This window comes from Aquibacillus saliphilus, from assembly GCF_020404745.1.
In the GTDB taxonomy this organism is placed as follows: Bacteria; Bacillota; Bacilli; order Bacillales; family Amphibacillaceae; genus Aquibacillus; species Aquibacillus saliphilus.
In genome coordinates this window covers 74874-94409 of sequence record NZ_JAIZAP010000012.1, presented here as the reverse complement: position 1 = coordinate 94409, position 19536 = coordinate 74874, and the positions used below count along the sequence as shown (strand labels likewise).

At 36.0% G+C, this 19536-nt stretch carries 19 protein-coding genes and 1 riboswitch; of the genes, 4 read left to right on the top strand and 15 right to left on the bottom strand.

The window, feature by feature from the left end; translation table 11 throughout:
• Positions 1-83: 83 nt before the first annotated feature.
• The 3 genes from LD272_RS13440 to LD272_RS13430 form a co-directional block, all read right to left on the bottom strand.
• A complete protein-coding gene (locus LD272_RS13440) occupies positions 84-926 on the bottom strand; it encodes a DegV family protein (RefSeq protein ID WP_226037120.1) in 843 nt (280 codons plus the stop codon).
• A gap of 242 nt (positions 927-1168) precedes the next feature.
• Entirely contained in the window at positions 1169-1849 is a 681-nt protein-coding gene (locus LD272_RS13435; protein WP_226037119.1) for a response regulator, read from the bottom strand.
• A 261-nt stretch (positions 1850-2110) separates the two neighbouring features.
• A complete protein-coding gene (locus LD272_RS13430; protein WP_226037118.1) occupies positions 2111-3250 on the bottom strand; it encodes a sensor histidine kinase in 1140 nt (379 codons plus the stop codon).
• Positions 3251-3456: 206 nt separating this feature from the next.
• On the opposite strand from LD272_RS13430, the gene LD272_RS13425 reads away from it, so the two are divergent.
• Positions 3457-4089, top strand: coding sequence for a YigZ family protein (locus LD272_RS13425; RefSeq protein ID WP_226037117.1), 633 nt, complete (start codon positions 3457-3459; stop codon positions 4087-4089).
• Positions 4090-4185: 96 nt separating this feature from the next.
• Here LD272_RS13425 and LD272_RS21470 read toward each other — a convergent pair whose 3' ends face one another.
• From LD272_RS21470 to LD272_RS13410, 4 genes are all read right to left on the bottom strand, one after another.
• The gene (locus LD272_RS21470; protein ID WP_255639753.1) at positions 4186-4317 is read right to left on the bottom strand and encodes a hypothetical protein; all 132 of its coding nucleotides are present in this window, start codon (positions 4315-4317) and stop codon (positions 4186-4188) included.
• Between the two features lie 83 nt (positions 4318-4400).
• Positions 4401-4889 (bottom strand): VanZ family protein, encoded by a 489-nt coding sequence (locus tag LD272_RS13420; protein WP_226037116.1) that lies wholly within the window; start codon positions 4887-4889, stop codon positions 4401-4403.
• Between the two features lie 283 nt (positions 4890-5172).
• Positions 5173-5508, bottom strand: a complete 336-nt coding sequence (locus LD272_RS13415) for a helix-turn-helix domain-containing protein (RefSeq protein WP_226037164.1) — start codon at positions 5506-5508, stop codon at positions 5173-5175.
• Positions 5509-5581: 73 nt separating this feature from the next.
• Positions 5582-5722 (bottom strand): anti-repressor SinI family protein, encoded by a 141-nt coding sequence (locus LD272_RS13410; RefSeq protein WP_226037115.1) that lies wholly within the window; start codon positions 5720-5722, stop codon positions 5582-5584.
• Positions 5723-5745: 23 nt separating this feature from the next.
• Positions 5746-5831, bottom strand: a riboswitch (cyclic di-GMP riboswitch).
• A gap of 325 nt (positions 5832-6156) precedes the next feature.
• Here LD272_RS13410 and srtD point away from each other — a divergent pair.
• From srtD to LD272_RS13395, 3 genes are all read left to right on the top strand, one after another.
• Entirely contained in the window at positions 6157-6735 is a 579-nt protein-coding gene (gene srtD, locus LD272_RS13405; protein ID WP_226037114.1) for a class D sortase, LPxTATN-specific, read from the top strand.
• 170 nt (positions 6736-6905) lie between these two features.
• Positions 6906-7844, top strand: coding sequence for an LCP family glycopolymer transferase (locus LD272_RS13400; RefSeq protein ID WP_226037113.1), 939 nt, complete (start codon positions 6906-6908; stop codon positions 7842-7844).
• A 157-nt stretch (positions 7845-8001) separates the two neighbouring features.
• Positions 8002-10017 (top strand): penicillin-binding transpeptidase domain-containing protein, encoded by a 2016-nt coding sequence (locus tag LD272_RS13395; protein WP_226037112.1) that lies wholly within the window; start codon positions 8002-8004, stop codon positions 10015-10017.
• 53 nt (positions 10018-10070) lie between these two features.
• Here LD272_RS13395 and LD272_RS13390 read toward each other — a convergent pair whose 3' ends face one another.
• The 8 genes from LD272_RS13390 to LD272_RS13355 form a co-directional block, all read right to left on the bottom strand.
• A complete protein-coding gene (locus LD272_RS13390; protein WP_226037111.1) occupies positions 10071-11069 on the bottom strand; it encodes a Gfo/Idh/MocA family protein in 999 nt (332 codons plus the stop codon).
• A gap of 126 nt (positions 11070-11195) precedes the next feature.
• Positions 11196-12017 carry a carbohydrate ABC transporter permease gene (locus tag LD272_RS13385; RefSeq protein WP_226037110.1) on the bottom strand — a complete coding sequence of 274 codons (822 nt, stop codon included), beginning with the start codon at positions 12015-12017 and terminating at the stop codon, positions 11196-11198.
• On the bottom strand, positions 12017-12985 hold the full coding sequence (locus tag LD272_RS13380) for a carbohydrate ABC transporter permease (RefSeq protein ID WP_226037109.1): 969 nt from the start codon (positions 12983-12985) through the stop codon (positions 12017-12019). The genes LD272_RS13385 and LD272_RS13380 overlap by 1 nt, the downstream gene beginning before the upstream one ends.
• A 216-nt stretch (positions 12986-13201) precedes the next feature.
• A complete protein-coding gene (locus tag LD272_RS13375) occupies positions 13202-14542 on the bottom strand; it encodes an ABC transporter substrate-binding protein (protein ID WP_439647401.1) in 1341 nt (446 codons plus the stop codon).
• A 110-nt stretch (positions 14543-14652) separates the two neighbouring features.
• Positions 14653-16077, bottom strand: a complete 1425-nt coding sequence (locus LD272_RS13370; RefSeq protein ID WP_226037108.1) for a response regulator — start codon at positions 16075-16077, stop codon at positions 14653-14655.
• Positions 16052-17542, bottom strand: coding sequence for a sensor histidine kinase (locus LD272_RS13365; RefSeq protein WP_226037107.1), 1491 nt, complete (start codon positions 17540-17542; stop codon positions 16052-16054). The genes LD272_RS13370 and LD272_RS13365 overlap by 26 nt, the downstream gene beginning before the upstream one ends.
• Positions 17539-18525 (bottom strand): sugar-binding protein, encoded by a 987-nt coding sequence (locus LD272_RS13360; RefSeq protein WP_226037106.1) that lies wholly within the window; start codon positions 18523-18525, stop codon positions 17539-17541. The genes LD272_RS13365 and LD272_RS13360 overlap by 4 nt, the downstream gene beginning before the upstream one ends.
• 159 nt (positions 18526-18684) lie before the next feature.
• A complete protein-coding gene (locus LD272_RS13355; protein WP_226037105.1) occupies positions 18685-19476 on the bottom strand; it encodes an SDR family oxidoreductase in 792 nt (263 codons plus the stop codon).
• Positions 19477-19536 lie beyond the last annotated feature (60 nt).

Sequence of the window (19536 nt, the reverse complement as noted above, 5' to 3'; positions counted from 1 at the left end):
TATCATCTCCTAGAGAGAATTGAGAGAATTAAGGTGTCAGTCTCTGCTGACACCCAGTATAAAGAAAAACTATTATTGCGGGATTAGTTGAAATACCAACCAAGTCCGAGTGCACCTTCACCGAGATGGGTACCAATGACTGGACCAAAATAACTTAAATCTACTTCAATATTATCAAATCTTGATTCAAGCTCACTTTTGAACTCTTCGGCAGCTGTTGGTCTATTGGCATGAATAACAACCGCTTTAATCTGTTTTCCGGTTTCTGCGTCTTCTTCAAACAGCTCTACCATTCGTTTAAGTGCTTTTTTTCGTGTCCGTATTTTTTCAAAAGGAACGATTTTTTTATCAACAAAGTGAAGAACTGGCTTTATTTGTAACATGCTGCCTACAAGTGCTTGGGCCCCGTTCAATCGACCACCACGCTGCAAATGACTTAAGTCATCTGCCATGAAATAAGCACGCATTGATTGTTTCATTTCATTTAATCGTTCCACTATTTGTGCTGGTGATGCACCACGCTGCGCCATAGCAGCTGCTTCTAAAACATAAAATGCTTGCGGATAACAGCTTATTTCTGAATCGAAAGGAAAAACGTCAATACCATCAACCATATTTCCAGCAGTAATTGATGCTTGGTACGCACCACTAATACCACTTGATAAATGGATAGCAATCACAGCATCATGAGTCACGGAAAGTTGCTGTAATTTTTCGGTAATTAAACCAATGGACGGTTGAGAAGTTTTGGGGAAATCTTCTGCGTTTTTTACCATTGGGTAAAAGTCATCTGATGATATATCAACCTCTTCACGGTATGATTCATTTCCAATCACTACATTTAGTGGAACCATATGTATATCCCACTTTTGTCGAATGTCAGAAGGAATGTAAGCCGTACTATCTGTCATTACAGCTACTTTCATACTACCTAAACCACTCCTATCCAAATTGTTTCTGTTCTTTTCCTGGTATTTGGTCGTCTAGTATGGTTTGTCCAACATACCAACAATCATACTTTAACGTTCTTATATATTTTACATTTAAAACAGAGAAATTGATAGTACCTATCTTTATCGACTAATTGAAGGAATAAAATTTAAATAGAAATCCGGCACTGTTAGCACCGGATTAAAGGTTTATCTGAGGGATTAAACTAGCTTGCTTTCTACAATACTTCTACCCAACCATTACGTATTGCCGAAACTACAGCCTGAGTTCGATCATTGACGCTCATTTTCTGTAGAATGTTGCTAACGTGGTTTTTAACTGTTTTCTCACTAATATATAACGATTCAGATACGCCACGATTACTTTTTCCTTCAGCTAATAACTGTAATACTTCACACTCGCGTCTCGTTAACAAATGAAGGGGCTTTCGGTACTCAATCTTCTTTTCAGATAATCGATTAGAAGTTTCATCTGCTAGTCGTCGATATTCCTGAACTAGATTATGGGTAACCTTAGGGTGAAGATAGGAACCGCCTTCACTTACAACCTTAATTGCTTCAATTAAAGAGTTGGAATCCATTTCTTTTAACAAATATCCTTGCGCACCAGATTTCAATGCGTGGGTAACGTAGTTCTCATCATCATGAATGGATAAAATAATTACATTGACGTTCGGATGGTGTTGAATAAGCTCTCTAGTTGCTTCAACACCATTGGTATTAGGCATATTAATATCCATTAATACGACATCAGGGTTAAACTCCTCTACCAAACTAAGTGCGGACGAACCGTCGTCACCTTCTGCCAAAACATCAAAGCTTGGCTCAAATTCTAAGATTCTTTTAACCCCTTCACGAAACAACTTATGATCATCGATTAAAACTAATTTTGTTGTCATGTTCTCTGCTCCTCCTACTATAAAGCGTTTCTATTTGGCAAAATGCAAAAAAATAGTTGCATCTACATTTAATTCTAAAAACAATAACTGTGTACGGAACAGTTTTTGCTATGTTATTACAGGTGAATTAGGGCTATCTTAACGTTCTGCTTCAACACTACAAATCTTCGGGTAATAAAGCTTTCTAAGCCTTATTAAGAAAAAATCACCACGTTCTTTAGTACTAGTATACATGATTCGCGATGATTTGTATTATTCCTTCTAATTTTCATTTAACGGAATTTGAATTAATATACTCGTTCCTTCACTTGGCTCAGAACGAATGGTTAACTTTCCATCAAGCATTTCAACCCGTTCTTTCATTCCCAAAAGGCCAAAAGAGTTTTCTTTTTTTATGTTTATATCAAAACCTTTTCCATTATCTTTAATTACAATTAAGACAAGATTGTTTTTTATTTCTAACTTCACATCAATTTTTGACGCAGCCGCATGCTTGACTGCATTTTGCACTGATTCTTGAGCTAACCGAAATAAGGCAACTTCATACTTGCTATGTAGCCGTTTGTCCATACCGATATGTTTGAAGTTTATTTTTATTTCTTCATGTTCTTCAATATTAGTTAGGTACTTCTTTATAGTTGGGATTAAACCTAAATCATCAAGAGCCATTGGCCGAAGATCGTAAATTATCCGACGAACGTCATAGAGTGAAGAACGAACCATCGTTCGAACACTCTTCATTTCTTTTATTGCTTCCTCGGGACTTCGTTCTCGGAATGTCCGATCAACAAGCTCAGAGCGCAGCAATATATTTGCTAACATTTGAGCAGGACCGTCATGCATTTCCCTTGATAGTCTTCTACGTTCTTCTTCTTGAGCTTCAATGATTTTTAAACCAAATTCTTGTTTTTGTTGAGCATCTTGAATCATCTCACTTACATTTTTGAAATCTTCATTTAAATAGTTTAATACCACTGAAATTTTCCCTGCTAAACCTTCGGCACGATCGACTGTTTGTTCAAGCGCTTGTAGCCTTCGCTCTATTTCATCTCTTTTTTCCCGTAAATTCTTTTCCTGTTCTTGTTTCATTGTTAATTCTGTTTGCATTTCGTGTGTTTGATTATAAATTTTGCGTATATCCTCTTCTGAATAATCTTTAAAATGCTTACTAACTTCAGATAAACGAATCCGAGATGAACGGACTCTCTTATCGAGATCGTCGCCATCTTCAATAACTACAACAACTCTATCCTTTATTTCCTTTAATTCGTTTTGAAGCTTTTCGTATTCTTTACGGGATTCTTCACCTATGTGAAATATTTCATCCTTGCTATTTTCGACAGCTTCTACCATTTCGTTTATGATTAAATCTAGAGTTTTTTCATCCGCTTTCTTCACCATAGTTAATCTCCACCTGTCTTAATCCTTTAATAAGGATTCGAATTCTTCCAGTAGTTTATGGGGGTGAATATCCGTAAATTATAACTCTAGTTTATCATTAAAAAGGATAAAACGGATAAATAGTTATCCAAAAGCATCCACCTTCATTAGATTTGCGACACTAGTTGTTACTCTATATAATAAAGTTTTAGGGGGTAGGTCGGACGATGATAAATAAATACTATACAGTTAAGCCTATAGGCTCAGATGAAATCACAATTCAAAAGTCCCGTTTCATTGGTTATGTGAAACGTGTTGAAACTGAAGAAGCAGCCCAAGATTTTATTAAGGAAATAAAGAAAAAACACCATGATGCAAATCATAATTGTTCTGCCTATATGATCGGGGAACATGATACTATTCAAAAAGCTAACGATGACGGAGAACCAAGTGGGACTGCCGGGGTTCCCATCTTAGAGGTTCTTAAGAAAAAAGAACTAAAGGACACTGTTGTTGTGATTACACGTTATTTCGGTGGTATCAAGCTTGGAGCTGGGGGATTGATTCGTGCCTATTCAAGCACTACATCACAAGCAATTAATTCAACCGGCATTGTTGTTAGAAAATTAATGAAAGAAATGATTGTTACTTCTGATTACACATTACTAGGGAAATTGGAAAACACACTTAGAAACTCACCATATATTCTTGAAAACATTGACTATCTTGAAAATGTTGTCTTGACGATAGCTGTCGAAAATGAACAGGAGGATACCTTCGTAAATTGGCTAATTGATTTAACTAGTGATCAGGTTAGTATTAAAGCAGGTACAACAAAATATATTGACCAAGATGTCTAATATTTCCCAGGAAATTTATTGCTTAATTTAAACGCAAAAAAAGCGAAGCACAGAATGAAAGTTCCGCGCTTCGCCATATCTCGATTATTTAATGCACTATACTTTAGGTGTATGGTAATAGTTCAGTTCCTGTATTAAACGTTGAATAAAGTCTTCCGCGTTATCAATAGATTCGGACTGATCGATCAACTTTTTTAATACATTCTTATATATTTCCTGTTCCTTCAAAGTATCACCCCGTTAATAAACTTTAAACAAGATGCCCTAGTATCATACTATGGAACATCTTGAATTAGGTTCTTCTTCAAATCTTACTCTTTGCTACTTAAGCTACTTCGAACCACTAGAATAATCCCAACTCCCAGCAATGCTCCAACAGAGTCTAATACAACATCACCCAAAAAAGGTGTTCTATTTGGAGTAAACCCTTGATGAATCTCATCAAGTGCCGCATAGCAAATGGTAGAAAGTAAGGCGATTAAAATCAACAAATTTCTAGATTTTGATATTGTTTTTACTAATGCAACATACACTAGCAACATTAATACCAGAAATACTGTTACATGCGCACCTTTACGAATGAAGAACTCTACTAAACCATTGACACCAAGAGCTGCAGCACTAACCTCTGATTGATGATACGTAAATTTGATCCAGCTCACGTAGTTGTCTAAAAAAGATAAATCAACAAAATTTGATAACATAGGTTTTATATCTTGTTCTTGATATGGCTGCGAGGAAGAATAATAAATAACTCCCATCCAACTTAAAGGTAAAACCCAATAGATCCACTTACCCATGCCTGTACCACCTCTTGACCTAACACTAATATAGTTCGTATCGTTAATTAATTTATTGTCTATTAATAGGATTTTATTTACAATTAGAAAAGCGCAGGGCGCCTTGTCAGCCCCGACAAGCTTAAGTAAAGCCTCGAGGGAGCTAGGCGCTGTAGCTAGACACCGAAGCGCTAAACTTCATAATCTCCAGACTATTAAAAAGCCAAAGAAGCTTTACTACTTCTTTTGGCTTTTTATAAAGAACCTAAAAATCTAAGGGTCTATCTATAATTTCTTATCCATCTTACTTTTCATCTTGATTTTTTCTCCAACGATTAAATTCTAGAAATTCTTTAAACTGTTGTTTAGATACACCAGATTCCATGGCATCTTGAGCGAGTGTTAACCATTCATCATCTAATTGTCTTTTTAATTCTTCATTACTGTCACTTATAAGAAGTTCGTTGACAGATACCCCTAATACTTTGCCCACTTTTTCAATAAACTGTATGGATGGGTTTGATTGAAGATTTCGTTCAATTGAGCTTAAATATGACTTAGCTACACCTGCTTGTTCTGCCAATTCAGTTAATGACATTCTTTTTTGCGTTCGTAACTGTTTTATTTTTTCACCGATCAAGGCCATTCACCCTCTTTCCTTCGTAATTATATCATAATTCGGGCAAATGGTTCTATATAAAGCACATTACGTTTCAATTACGTTTCATTTGCTTTTTTTGCTTTTCCACTAAAAATAGTCTTACTTCCTCAATTGATAAACCAATTTCTCTTGCTTCGTTCATCATCTCTACCCATTCTCTGTCTAAAAGGCTTTTATGTATCATGGTCATCATGAGACTTCCTCCCCATATCCCTTTCAGGTAGCACAGCCATCTTGGCATTTAAGCTTTAGATCTGTTAACTTTGCGTCCTTATTTTTCAATAAGTTTGCCTTTTACTGAGAAAGTAGTTTGTATTATATTCAATATACTATACAATCAACAGTAATTGGATGGGATAATTTGTCATATCTTAACTAGTTTTGTAATTTTCAGAATACTTTATTCTTGTGTTTTCTAAGATATACTGTTCAACTTTTATCGTAATGTCTTTATTTTGATAAATTTAGATGTGTACACTAACAATTCGGCAAATTCTAGCGTTTAATATCCTAATTTCACGCGTATTTTTCTAGTTGAGTTTTATCCCTACCAATGGTAAGGTTTTCATAAGTAGGAAAATCGGTAAACTTAAACTTTTAATTCAATTTGAATGGGGCTCATTAGCGATGAGAAGTATTGCTATTATCTTTATGGTTCTAGGTTTAGCTTTAGCAGGCGTTGGTGGTTATCAATATATCCAAACACATGCAGCAGAGAAACAGAGTCTAAATAAAGCAAAATCAATGTTAGAAAAAAGTACTACTAAAAAAGAAACTTCTATTAATTATGCAACAACCTACCAACCCCAACAAGGTGAAACTATAGGAATCTTGTCAATTCCAAGTATTGATGCAGAGTTACCTATTGTAGAAGGAACAGATCCTGATGAACTAAAAAAAGGTGTTGGACATTATAGTGGAACGGCATTCCCGTTGCAAAATGACCAAATTGTATTATCTGGACATCGTGATACCGTTTTTCGTGGACTTGGCGAAGTCAAACTTGGTGACAAGTTAATTGTTACACTTCCCCATGGTAAGTTTGTCTATCAAATGGTTGATTCGAAAATTGTTGATGCAGATGACCGTACGGTAATTAAGTCAACATCTCCAAATGAGGAACTACTTCTAACTACTTGTTATCCATTTTCATATGTAGGCAATGCACCTAATCGTTATATTATTAAAGCATTACCAGTGGACTAAAGGTGAATTTATCGATGAACAGATTTTTGATTAGTTCAATCCCCTACTACTAATCTTATCTTTCAAATTTAGTTACATAAAGATTATATAGACGAATCTATTAAGAGTAGGCTATAATAACTTGATTGTTTGAAATTCGCTTTTTACATCCAAATAGAAAAGGTGATTAAATGGCAAGTAGATTAGATAAAAAACAGACCAAAAAAAGGCGTCGATGGCTATACTGGGTTGGCGGTATTATATTAGCATTAATTTTATCCGTTCTTGGCTATGGCATTTATATATATTCCCAATTAGATAATGCAGTAGAAACAATGCACCAACCATTGGAACGTGATGAACAACGCCAAAAAGAAATGGATGGTATTTTCAAAAATAAAGAAGCCTTTAATATGTTGCTTTTAGGAGTCGATGAACGATCTAATGATGCTGGCCGTTCTGATACAATGATTTTTATGTCGTTAAATCCTAATACAGACTCGATGATTATGATGAGTATTCCACGCGATACCTATACCAACATTCCAGGACACGGCATGGATAAAATAAATCACGCTTATGCGTTTGGTGGGACTGAATTATCATTAAGTACAGTGGAAGAATTCTTAGATGTGCCAATTCATTATTATTCAAAAATAAACATGGAAGGCTTTGTTCAAGGAATTGATGCATTAGGTGGGGTAACAGTCAACAATAGTTTAACTTTCACAGAAGGTGGAACTAATTTTCCTGAAGGCCAAATCCACTTAAGTGGAGAAGAAGCACTTTCATTCACCAGAATGAGAAAACAAGACCCTCGTGGTGACTTCGGTCGAAATGATCGTCAACGTCAGGTCATTCAAGCCGCGATGGGGGAAGCTGCAAGTTTCTCTAGTTTCACTAAGGTTGGAGAGATATTTGATATTCTTGGTGAAAACGTACGAATGAATTTAAACATGGACAATATGCAATCAATCTTCTCCAACTATCGAAATACGCCAAGTAACGTTTCAACAATTCAAATAAATGGAAACGGCAGTACAATGGGTGGAATTTGGTACTACGTTGTTCCTGATCAAGAAATAACACGGATACAAACAGAAATCAAAGATCATATGGCAGCAAATTAAATCATTTTTTAAACTTCTAAGTCACTCGTATAAACACGCGTGGCTTTTATTTTGTCATAGACTCTTTCCTTTATATATATAATAGTAGGGTGGTATAATTCAATTAGAGAAAACCATCTCTTATAAATAAAATTTTTATCACTAGGGGGTTTAATCAATGCGGAAGTACTTAGTCTTGTTACCTATCGCACTAATTTTCACTGTTCTTATCGCTTGTTCTGAAGAGGAAGTAAAGCCAGAAGATAGATTAGAAGACTACATACAAAATTGGAATGATCAAAATTATTCATCCATGTACGATATGATTTCCACTGACTCACAGGACCAATATCCAACAGAACAATTTGTTGACAGATACGAAAAAATATACACTGACCTAGAAGTTGAAAACTTAAATGTAACATTTGATATTCCTGATAATGAGGAAACAGAAAATGAAGATGAGACAATACAATCATTTCCAATTCAAGTTGAAATGGAAACGTTAGCAGGGCCAATTACTTTTGATTATCAAGCTACAATGGTCCAACAGGAAATTACCGAAGATGAAATGTCCTGGTTCGTCTCATGGGATCCTGGCTTTATTTTCCCTGACCTTAAAGAAGGTGGAGAAATTGGTATTGATAGTGAATTACCTGTAAGAGGTCAAATTTTTGATCGAAATCAAAATGGCCTTGCTGTTAATGCAGGGATTTACGAGCTTGGTGTTGTCCCAGAAAGGTTTGGTGACAATTCTGATCAACAAAAAGAAGAAATTGCTGAACTTTTGGAATTAGATGTCGAGACGATTAATTCAGCTTTAGAAGCAGGTTGGGTAGAACCTCACCTCTTTGTTCCCTTAAAAGTGATGCCGACGTTGAACACAGAACAAGCTGAAGAACTTATTGCGAAAGTCGAGCCACTGACATATCAAACAACAACAGGTCGAATATACCCTTATGGAGAAGCAACAGCACATTTAACTGGATATATTGGAGGTATCACAGCCGAAGAATTGGAGGCCAGAGACTCAACAGTTTATTCCCCAAATGATTTAATTGGTAAGAGTGGCTTAGAATCTGTTTTTGAGAAGCGACTTAAAGGGGAAAAAGGCGTGAAAATCTTTGTTAAACACGACGCTAAAGAGAATACAGTACTAGCTGAAAAACCAGTCAAAAATGGGGATATGATTAATCTAACGATTGATGCAGAGCTACAAAGGGAGATTTATACAAGTTATCAAGACGATGCAGGAACTGCTGCAGCTATTCACCCGAAAACTGGTGAAACATTAGCATTAGTTAGTAGCCCTTCCTATGATCCGAACGAATTAGCATATGGGATTAGTACATCAAACTGGGAAGAATTACAAGATGATCCAAAGTTACCTTTACAAAACCGTTTCAGTTCAACCTATGCCCCGGGCTCAACGATTAAGCCGATTACAAGTGCAATTGGACTTAAATCAGGTGCGATAATTCCAGGTGAGGGTATCGAGATCAACGGCTTAACATGGAGTAAAGATGATTCATGGGGAAATAATGAAGTAAGAAGAGTGTCTGAATCAAATGGACCAGTTGATTTAACCGACGCCTTAGTTCGGTCAGATAACATTTACTTTGCCAGAAAAGCAATTGACATGGGTTCAGGTACACTAGTTGAAGGGTTGAATAACTTCGGATTTGGAGAAGACATACCATTTGCTTATCCGATAACAAAAAGCACAGTTTCAAATTCAGGGGAAATTGACCGAGAGATCTTGTTAGCTGACACAAGCTATGGCCAAGGCGAAATGCAAATGAGCGCGCTCCATTTAGCACTTAGTTTCACGCCATTTTTGAACGATGGAACATTGCTAAAGCCAACATTAGAAACTAGTGAATCAACTGGCGAAGCATGGAAAACAAATCTCGTATCAAGTGACCACGCTCAGCTAATCCAAGATGTTTTGCGAAAAGTGGTTTCAGCGTCCAACGGCACTGCCCGTGATGCTAACATAGATAATGTACAATTATCAGGTAAAACAGGAACAGCAGAGCTAAAAACCTCTCAAGACGATGAAGACGGACAAGAAAATGGATGGTTTGTTGCTTATCCTGCTGAACACGATGTATTAATTACTATGATGGTTGAAGGAAATAGTAGTGGATATGCTGTAAATAAAGTAGCTGACATATTTCGTGAGATAAGGTAAGAGTTTATCTAAACTAAATAGAGCGAATTCCATTGTCTGGAATTCGCTCTTCTTTATTTAATCAAGACACTATGTCCTGAATCAATTGATTGGAAACAAGACTCAAGCACTTTCATATTGTTAATGATTTTTTCTTTTGTATAGAGCGGATCTATCTGTTTGGAAATAGCTTCTGAAAAATGTTCTACCTCAAGTTTATATTGATCTCCTGCAATAGTGAATTCTTCAACTTCTCCATTATCCTTTTTCAAACGGATAACTCCTTGACCATTTTCATTCACATCTGGACGATAAGCTGAGGTTACTTCAATCGATCCCTTTGAACCAATAACTTCATATGCGTTTCGACCAATTGCATTGAAACTACAATCAAACGACGCTTCTACTCCACTATCAAAAGTTAACACTCCAGCTACATTTGTATCGACTTTATACTTGGAATCCTTTTTAGCACTCGCATACACTTTCACTGGTTCTTCATCTAAAATATTCCGGATTGAATGTAGTGCATAACACCCGATATCATTTAATGAACCGCCACCTAATTCAGCAGACATACGAATATTCGTCTCAGCATCATTTAGCAAAAAGGAAAAGCTAGCTCGCATGAAGGCAACGTCACCTATCATTCCAGATTTAATTAACTGCTTAACCTTTTCATGCTGTGGATGGAATTGATACATAAAACCTTCCATAAATTTGACGTCATGTTCTTCTGTTACATCAATCATTTCTTTTAATTCTGAACCATTTAAAGCTGCTGGCTTTTCACAGAGAATATGCTTTTTGTGCTCGGCTGCTTTTATTACCCATTCCTTGTGCAATTTATTTGGTAGTGGAATGTAAACAGCTTCAATTTCAGGGTCTTCGATTAGCTGCTGGTAACTTGTATATGCCTTTGGGATATCAAACGCGTTTGCGACTTCCTTCGACTTTTCCCCTCGACTAGCAATTGCTATCAGTTCCGCATTTTCCGAACGCAAAATTGCAGGAATTAGTTGTTGTTGGGCTATTCCTGCTGTACTTAAAACTCCCCATTTAACTTTTTTCATAGATTCAGCCACCTTTTTTTGTGTAAGATAAAGATCTTTTAATACCTAATTCATCTAAGAGATAAAGGGTACTTTGTAGTAAGTAAATAAATGTTACCGCATTCATCCCTATCTTACACTATTTAGCTAACCTTTCACAGAACCAGCTAATAAACCACGGACAAAGTACTTCCCTAAAATCATATAAACCAGCAACGTCGGTAATGCAGCGACTAATGCCCCAGCCATTTGCACGTTCCACTGGACAATTTGACTACCTGATAGATTTTGCAGGGCAACCATGACTGGTTGGCTGTCGGAGTTAGTTATTGTTACTGCGAATAAGAATTCATTCCAAATGTTCGTAAACTGCCAAATAGCAACAACGACAAAACCTGAAATTGATAAAGGGATAATAATTCGACGGAAAATACCGAGGAAGTTTGCTCCATCGATTTTAGCAGATTCAATCATTGAATCTGGAATATTAGCATAAAAGTTTCTAAACATTAACGTTGTAATCGGCAAACCATACACAACATGAGTTAATATCAAACCCGCAATCGTGTTGTATAAACCAATTGTGCGTAGAAACTGTATTAACGGAATTAAAATGCTTTGATATGGAATGAACATCCCAAATAAAAGTACAGTGAAAAGTATTTCTGATCCTTTAAATTTCCATTTGGATAGCACATATCCATTCATTGCCCCAAGTATCGCTGACAACAGTGTAGCTGGAATTACTAAATAAACGCTATTCATAAAGTTCGGTGCTAGTTCCTTAACAGCATGAACATAGCTGCTAAAATCAATGGATGTTGGCAGCGCCCACATTTGTGATAAGGATACTTCGTCCAAAGGTTTTAAACTAGTTACAATGATAACGTACACAGGTGTTAAAAAGATGATCGCCATAACGATTAATATAAAATATTTAAACAAATTCGAAATGTTTTTTTTCCTCATCACTTATCACCCCTTCTATTCGTTATTAAATAAGGAACAATAAAAACTGCGACAAGGAGTAACATGATGATTGCAATTGCCGAGCCATTTGCATAATAGTTACCTCGGAACGTTGTCTCAAACATATATACACCTGGAACATCTGTTACAAAGTTTGCACCAGAACCAGTCATCGCATAGATTAGATCAAATATTTTAAGGGAAATATGAGCCATAATAATGACAACACTTACCGTGATTGGCATTAACATTGGCAGAACAATTCTTCGATAGATTTGAAACTCAGATCCCCCATCCATTCTTGCAGCCTCTCGCAGTTCTTCCGGAATCCCTCTTAGCCCTGCTAAATACATCGCTAAGGAAAATCCAGTCATTTGCCAAACCGCTGCAATAACAACAGCAATAATTGCTACTGGTAATCCAAATTCAATACTACCCCACTCAAATCCTCCGATTATATTTGTGTCGGTGTACCATTTCGGCTGAATTCCAAACACACTTAAGAATTGGTTAAAACCTGTTGATGGATTCAGCAACCATTGCCAAACTACCCCAGTTACAACAAAAGAGAGTGCCATTGGGAATAAAAAGATATTTCTAAATATCGATTCGCCTTTTAGTTTTTGATCAATGAGAATGGAAAGGCCAAGTCCCATAATGATTACTAGACCAATAAATAAAATAGTAAAAAATACTGTATTACGTAAATCTGCTTGGAATCTGTAATCATTAAATAAATAGATATAATTCTTTAATCCAGCGAATGAAAAATCAGGTACCAATGTGTTCCAATTACTAACTGATACCCATCCGGTCCAACCAATAAATCCATAGACAAAAATTAAAATTAAAATGATTGAAGGAGATATAAATCCTACCGCAACCATTTGGTCTTTAGATATTTTTCTTCTTTTTTTTATAGGCGTACTAGGTTCTACTCTTGTACTCTTTTCTATTTTCTGTTCCATCGTATGTTCCTCCTATCAAAGAGGTTTTGTGTATTTATCACTTGATTTTATATTTATCAAGTTCTTACGGCAAAAGCCCTTATTTTCAATAGCTAATAGTTAAATATATAAACCCCGTATCACTGTGTGATACGGGGTTTTAAATTAATCTACCCCGGTTACTTGATAGATTTATAAGCGAACATCAATGACCTCCACATTCAGTGGATTTTTACCTTATAGTTCACCTGAAGCATTTTTCAATGTGTCAATAAAATTATCCACATCTAGTTGTGTAACAAAAATATTTACTGCTTGATTCATCTTAGTTACAAAGCCTTCAGCAGCTGCAGACCCGTGTGCTAAGCTTGCCGCTAATTTACCATTATTAAAATCGTCCATTGTGTCTTTTCCATACTGATCATACTTCTCAGGATCAGCATCTACACGAGCTGGAATAGAACCTTTAAGTGGATTAAATGCATCTTGCCCTTCCACTGATCCTAATACAGATAAAAACTCTTTAACGGATTCTGGATTTTCGACACCCTTTGGTAATCCAAACGTATCGGTAATAACCATAAAGTCACCAACAGTGTCAGGATATGGGAAGTAACCAAAATCTTCATTTGTTGCTAAATCTAAATCATTAGAGAAATAGCCTTTTGCCCAGTCTCCCATATTGGTCATTGCTGCTTCTCCTTCACCTACTAGCTGAGAAGCATCCTGCCAGTTACGTGAAGCATGATCTTCGTTTACATAGCTGAGTGTTTTCTTGAATAACTCAGCTGCTTCCACAACTCTTTCATCATCAAAAGGTATATCTCCGTCGAATAATGCTTGATAGTCATCAGTTCCTAATACACCTAATAAAATGTTTTCAAAGATTTGTGTAGAAGTCCAAGATTCTTTATCCCCAAGAGCGAGTGGTGTTATACCAGCTTCTTGAAGCTTATCAGCTACTGCAAAAAACTCATCCATCGTTGTTGGAACTTCAATATTATTTTCTTCAAATACTTGCATGTTGTAGAAAATCACATTCCCACGGTGAATGTTGACTGGTACAGAATAAATATTGCCATCTTTACTTACCATATCAATTAAATCTTGTGGAAATTTATCCATCAAACCTTGTTCTTCATAAAAGTCATTGAGTGGCTCCATTTTATCAGCAGCAACCCAACCTTCATTTAATTCAGCACCACCATGGACTTGGAATGTTGAGGGTGGATCGTCCCCTTGCATACGAGTTGCAAGAACAGCTTTCGCATTCGTACCAGCTCCACCTGATACAGCAGCATTGTCGATTGCAATGCCTGGATGTTTTTGTTCGAATAAATCAATAAGTGCTAATAAACCATCTTCCTCACCAGCACCAGTCCACCAACTAAAAATTTCAACTGTGCCACCACTAGCTTCTTCATCTGAACCCTCCGTTGTTTCTTCAGATTCAGTTGGCTCCTCAGTATCATTTGAATCACTTGTATTATCCTCTCCATCACTAGATGAATCAGAACTACAAGCTGCAATTACAAGTGCCAGTACCATTAGTAAAAAAATACTAAACAGTTTTTTCACTTGAAGCGCCCCCTTGTTTATTTTTAGCGTTGTTAACGCTTACAGATTAATTGTACATTCCTTTTTAATATAATTGATTGCTTAATTTCTGTACTATCTTACTATTTTCTTCACTTTTTTAAGATAGCTTGTTGATACTGTTTAGGAGACATAGCGAAATACTTCTTAAATACTCGGCTAAAATAATTCGGATCTTTGTAACCTAACATAAAGCTAATCTCTTTTAAGCTATAGTTATTCTCTCTTAGATAATCCTTTGCTTTATCAAGTCTGATCCGTGTCATGTAATCAATAAATGTTTCACCCGTGGTTTCTCTAAATAAGTTAGAAAAGTAGTTTGTACTTAATTCTACTAAATTAGCAATTTCCTCTAGACTGACTGGTTGATCAAAATTGTCATGAATATACCTTTTCGCACGCTCTATCTTGTCTTGTGATTGATAATGATACTGAACATTAAAACAAGCTAGCTTAACATAATCAATCCAATCTTGATTAGAGAGTAAATTTTGGTAAGACATATCAGGTTCAACCATTCCTTTGTCAATTAACCCCTGCTTAATTTTATAAAATACTTCCATTAAATCATTGTCTTGTTTCTCCTCTATAAAATTAACAATCAATGATGCTGCTACTTTTTCATTTCCAGCATGGATTTCCATAATTAAATGGTCAACCAAATCCTTGCTCCTAATTTGCCTTGATGCTGCAAACCCATAATTACTGTTCTTCCTATCTGTTAAATATTTTACCGCTTTGATTGCTTCATGGTACGATTTAGACAAATCAAGTAGATTCGTGTATGGATATCCAGCACCAATAAACACGTGATTACCGAGTTCAATATGAATCATCCGAGCTAGTGTAAGTACTTCGGCCTTAGTTATTTTTTTCTGACTAATGAATAACAAGAGAACATGATTATCCTCACTGTCAATGATACATTCATCTTTAGTAGCAGTAGATAAATACGTTTCAAGCTTGTTCAGTTTACTCTTTTCAACACCTTTTACTACCAGGAAAAAGCCTGATTGCATCGATGGAAAGATTGATTGTTGGAGCTCAATTGTCTCCTCACTTAATTCGTATTGCATCAACTTTGAGATTAATAATTCCCTCGCTATTACCTTGGAATGCCTCGTGTGCTCACGTAGTTTGTTTTCTTCATCCACCTCTTTCTTAACGCGGAGAATCGCTCTGATTGTTTCTTCTTTTTTACTAGGCTTTAATATGTATTCCTTTACCCCTAGTTTCATTGCTTGTTTAGCATAATCAAAAGAATCATAAGCAGATACAAGAATAAATTTAATTGCCGGGTGTTGCTTACAAATCTTTTCTATTGCTTCAATCCCATTTAAACCGGGCATCTTTATGTCCATTAGCATTAAGTCAGGCTTTAAATCTAGCGCCATTTCAATAGCCTTCCTACCATTAATAGCCTCTCCAACTACAGTTATATCTTGAAAATTTTCTTCTAAAAATTTACGCATTGCCTTCCTTTCAAGCATTTCATCCTCCGCTATAATCACCTTCACTCATACCACCCCCTACTTCATTATTTTGTTCATTTTCGACAATTTCAAATTCTTTAGGTAGTAACAAACGAATTATCGTTCCTTTTCCTAACTCAGATTTAATCTCCATCACATGATCTTTGCGGTAGAAGAGCTGCAATCTTCGAATCACATTAACCATGCCTATTCCTGTCGAGTGGCCAACATGATCCGCATCATCAATTTTTGATAAAGCTAGTATGTTATCAATCTGTTCTTTTGATATTCCCACACCGTTATCATTCACTTCAACAATTACATGTTCTTGTTCCTCGTAAACAAGTAAGCGAATTGTCCCGCCATCTTCTTTAGCCTCCACCCCATGTATAAATGCATTCTCTATTAAGGGTTGAAGGGTTAATCTTGGAATTAGTGTGTCAAGAAGCTGTTCTTGTACATCCATGGAAAAATCAATCCGCTCCATAAAACGTGTTTTTTGTATCGTCAAGTATTCACCGACAACTTTGACTTCATCGTTTAACGTAACAAATTTTTTAATATCACCAAGACTGTGACGCAATAAGGTTGCGACAGAATCAATTAAATTCGAAGTTGATCTTGCATCCTCCAAATAAGCCATTCTCGATACTGTATTTAATGTATTAAATAAAAAGTGAGGGTTGATTTGATTTTGCAAGTGTTTTAGTTCAAGTTCCTTCATCAATTGATCCTGTTTGGACTGGTCTTTCATCTCATCAATCAAACTACGAATATTAGATCTCATCGTGTCAAACGAATCACCTAATAGTTTTAGCTCATCATTTGATTTAATTGAAACTGATTCACCATCAAACTTTCCTGACGAAACTTCTTTAGCAGCAGTAGACAAGATTTGAATTGGTTTATTAATACCATTAGAGAACCTGATTGCGATAAAAATAGCAAGCATTACTGTTGTCATGAATAAGAACAATATGAATAAACGAAATGTTTCATTTCTGGCTTGTAAGTCGATATATAGGGACTGATATTCGGTCAGTTCGATATCAATTAAATCTAGAGTTGTCTCTTGAAGATAGGAGGATGTGCTCTGTAATTCCTTCAGATGTGCGGTGTACCGCTCAATATCATCTCGCAAGACGAACCCAACCGTTAATTCACTCCGCTGAATCAGTGCATCAATTAGATTTATGTAATTTTTAGTCTGAATTCTCTCTTCGTTATTATTACTTGCTTGGAGTTGATGTTTTTCGCTTTTTACTTGTTTCAATGTTTGATAGTACATATCTAACTTTTCAGTATCTTGCTCGATTACATAGGATTTGGTGTCTTCATATAGCTTATTAGAAGTCTGTGAGATTGAATTTAAGGTAAGAAACTGTTCAAAACTTGTATGATATTCATTCATCAATTGGTTTGAACTCAAATAAATAGAAACGGCGACGATGTTAAAAAGTCCAACAAACACAAAAAAGTAGATGATTAATTTACTTCTGATTGATTTCAAAATCCATCACCACTTTGGAGAATTTCTCCGTTTTTAATGGTCTCTTTTCTTACTACACCAGTATTTGTATAATTTAGAGGTTCCACTGTCCGTTTTTGTTGTAACTCAACCATTTTCAAAACAGCTAACCGTCCCATTTCATAAGGATATTGAACAATTGTTGCCGCAATTTTTTCTTGTTCAATTAACTCAAGCGTTTCTGGTAAAGTATCGAATGCTAATATATATGGATATGTTGTTGGATTCATTTCTTCTACACCCTGTGCAATACCTATCCCGTCTAGTGCACTAGTTCCAAACAATGCATTAATATTTGGATATTGTTTCAGTAGCGAATAGGTCGCTTGTGCAGCGCCAATCTCAGTTATGTTAGATTCCTCTATAGCCACTAGCTTAATTCGATTAACAGTTGCTATTGCATCCTTAAAACCCTTTAGCCTATCCTGTTGGTTTAAAGCATCAAACATACCTACCACAACACCTACAAACTGATCACCAGAGGTATCACCTATTAAAGTCTGCCCAGCAAGAAATCCTGCCTGGTAATTATCGGTACCGACATACGCCTTTCTTTGACTATCAGGTACATCTGTGTCGACATTGACAACAGGAATTGAATTTTCATCTGCTTTATCCATTAAATTCTTAAACCTTTCTCCAGGGAGTCCTTGAATGATAATTCCGTCGACTTTAGCAGATATCATTCGATCAAAAGTCTGCAAATTTTCGTCATTATCTGAACGTTTTGGGCCGATATATTCCAGATAGATATTGTGATTAAGAGCTTCATCACGCGCACCATTCTCAATTAGGTGCCAGTAATCATTGCCCACTTCCTCGGTAATAAGCACAATGTGATGATCATAGACATTCTCTGTAGTTGCTTTGTTTTCAACATAAAACGTTTCCTTCCCGTAATAGACCATCAAACAAAAACTTAAAACAAAAATTAACATTCCAACCATATAGAAGAAACGTTTCACCCTAGTCACCACCAATCATTCAAAAGTAAGCGCTTTATTATTTATCAAAATAAATTCTTAGAAGTATAAGATTTTCTATCATTTAAACTTGCTAAATTTTACTATTAAACCTTAAAAAGCTAAAGTTCCTAGAAAAAAGAGCTTTTTAAGGTCTAACTATTATAGTGCTTTCACTAGTCCACCATCGACAATTAATGACTGTCCCGTTATATATGTATTTGCACCTGAACCAAAAAATACGATTGCTTTGGCAAACTCCTCAGGTTGTCCTAATCTACCCATCGGGATTGATTGCTCAATTTTCGAATGTAGTTGTTCAAACGTTTGATTTGATTTCTCTGACTGAATCCTATTGAGATCAATAATTCGATCTGTTTCAATTGTACCTGGGCCAACTGTATTTATTAGAATGTTATCCACTGATAGTTCTTGCGATAAACTCTTAGCAAGTCCTACAATACCAGGTCGGAATGTATTGGATAACAATAAATTATCCAATGATTGTTTAATCGATGAGGATGCAATGTTGACGATATGCCCTCTTTTTTGTTTTTTCATATATGGCAATACTTCACGGATGATTCGGATGAAACTTAGTAAGTTCAATTCAAATGCACGCTGCCAATCTTGATCACTAAACTGATCAAACGTGCCTGCAGGTGGACCACCAGCGTTATTTACCAATACATCAACAGTACCGTTGATGTCCACACACTTTTTCACCATTTCTTTAATTTGTTCTGAACTTGTTACATCACAAACAGCGAAATCTATTTTAGTGTTACCTGTTTTACTTTTGATCTCCTCAACTGTTTTAATCAATTCTTGTTCGTCCCGACTTGAAATGAGCACATGCGCACCTTCTTTGGCATACTCAATCGCAGTAGCTTTTCCTAGCCCCTTACTAGCCGCTGTAACTATCACTGACTTTCCATCTAGGTGTAATTCCATTTTCTGTCTCGCTCCTTCAACTAAGTTATATGACTATTGTACTAAAGTTCTGCTAACTTT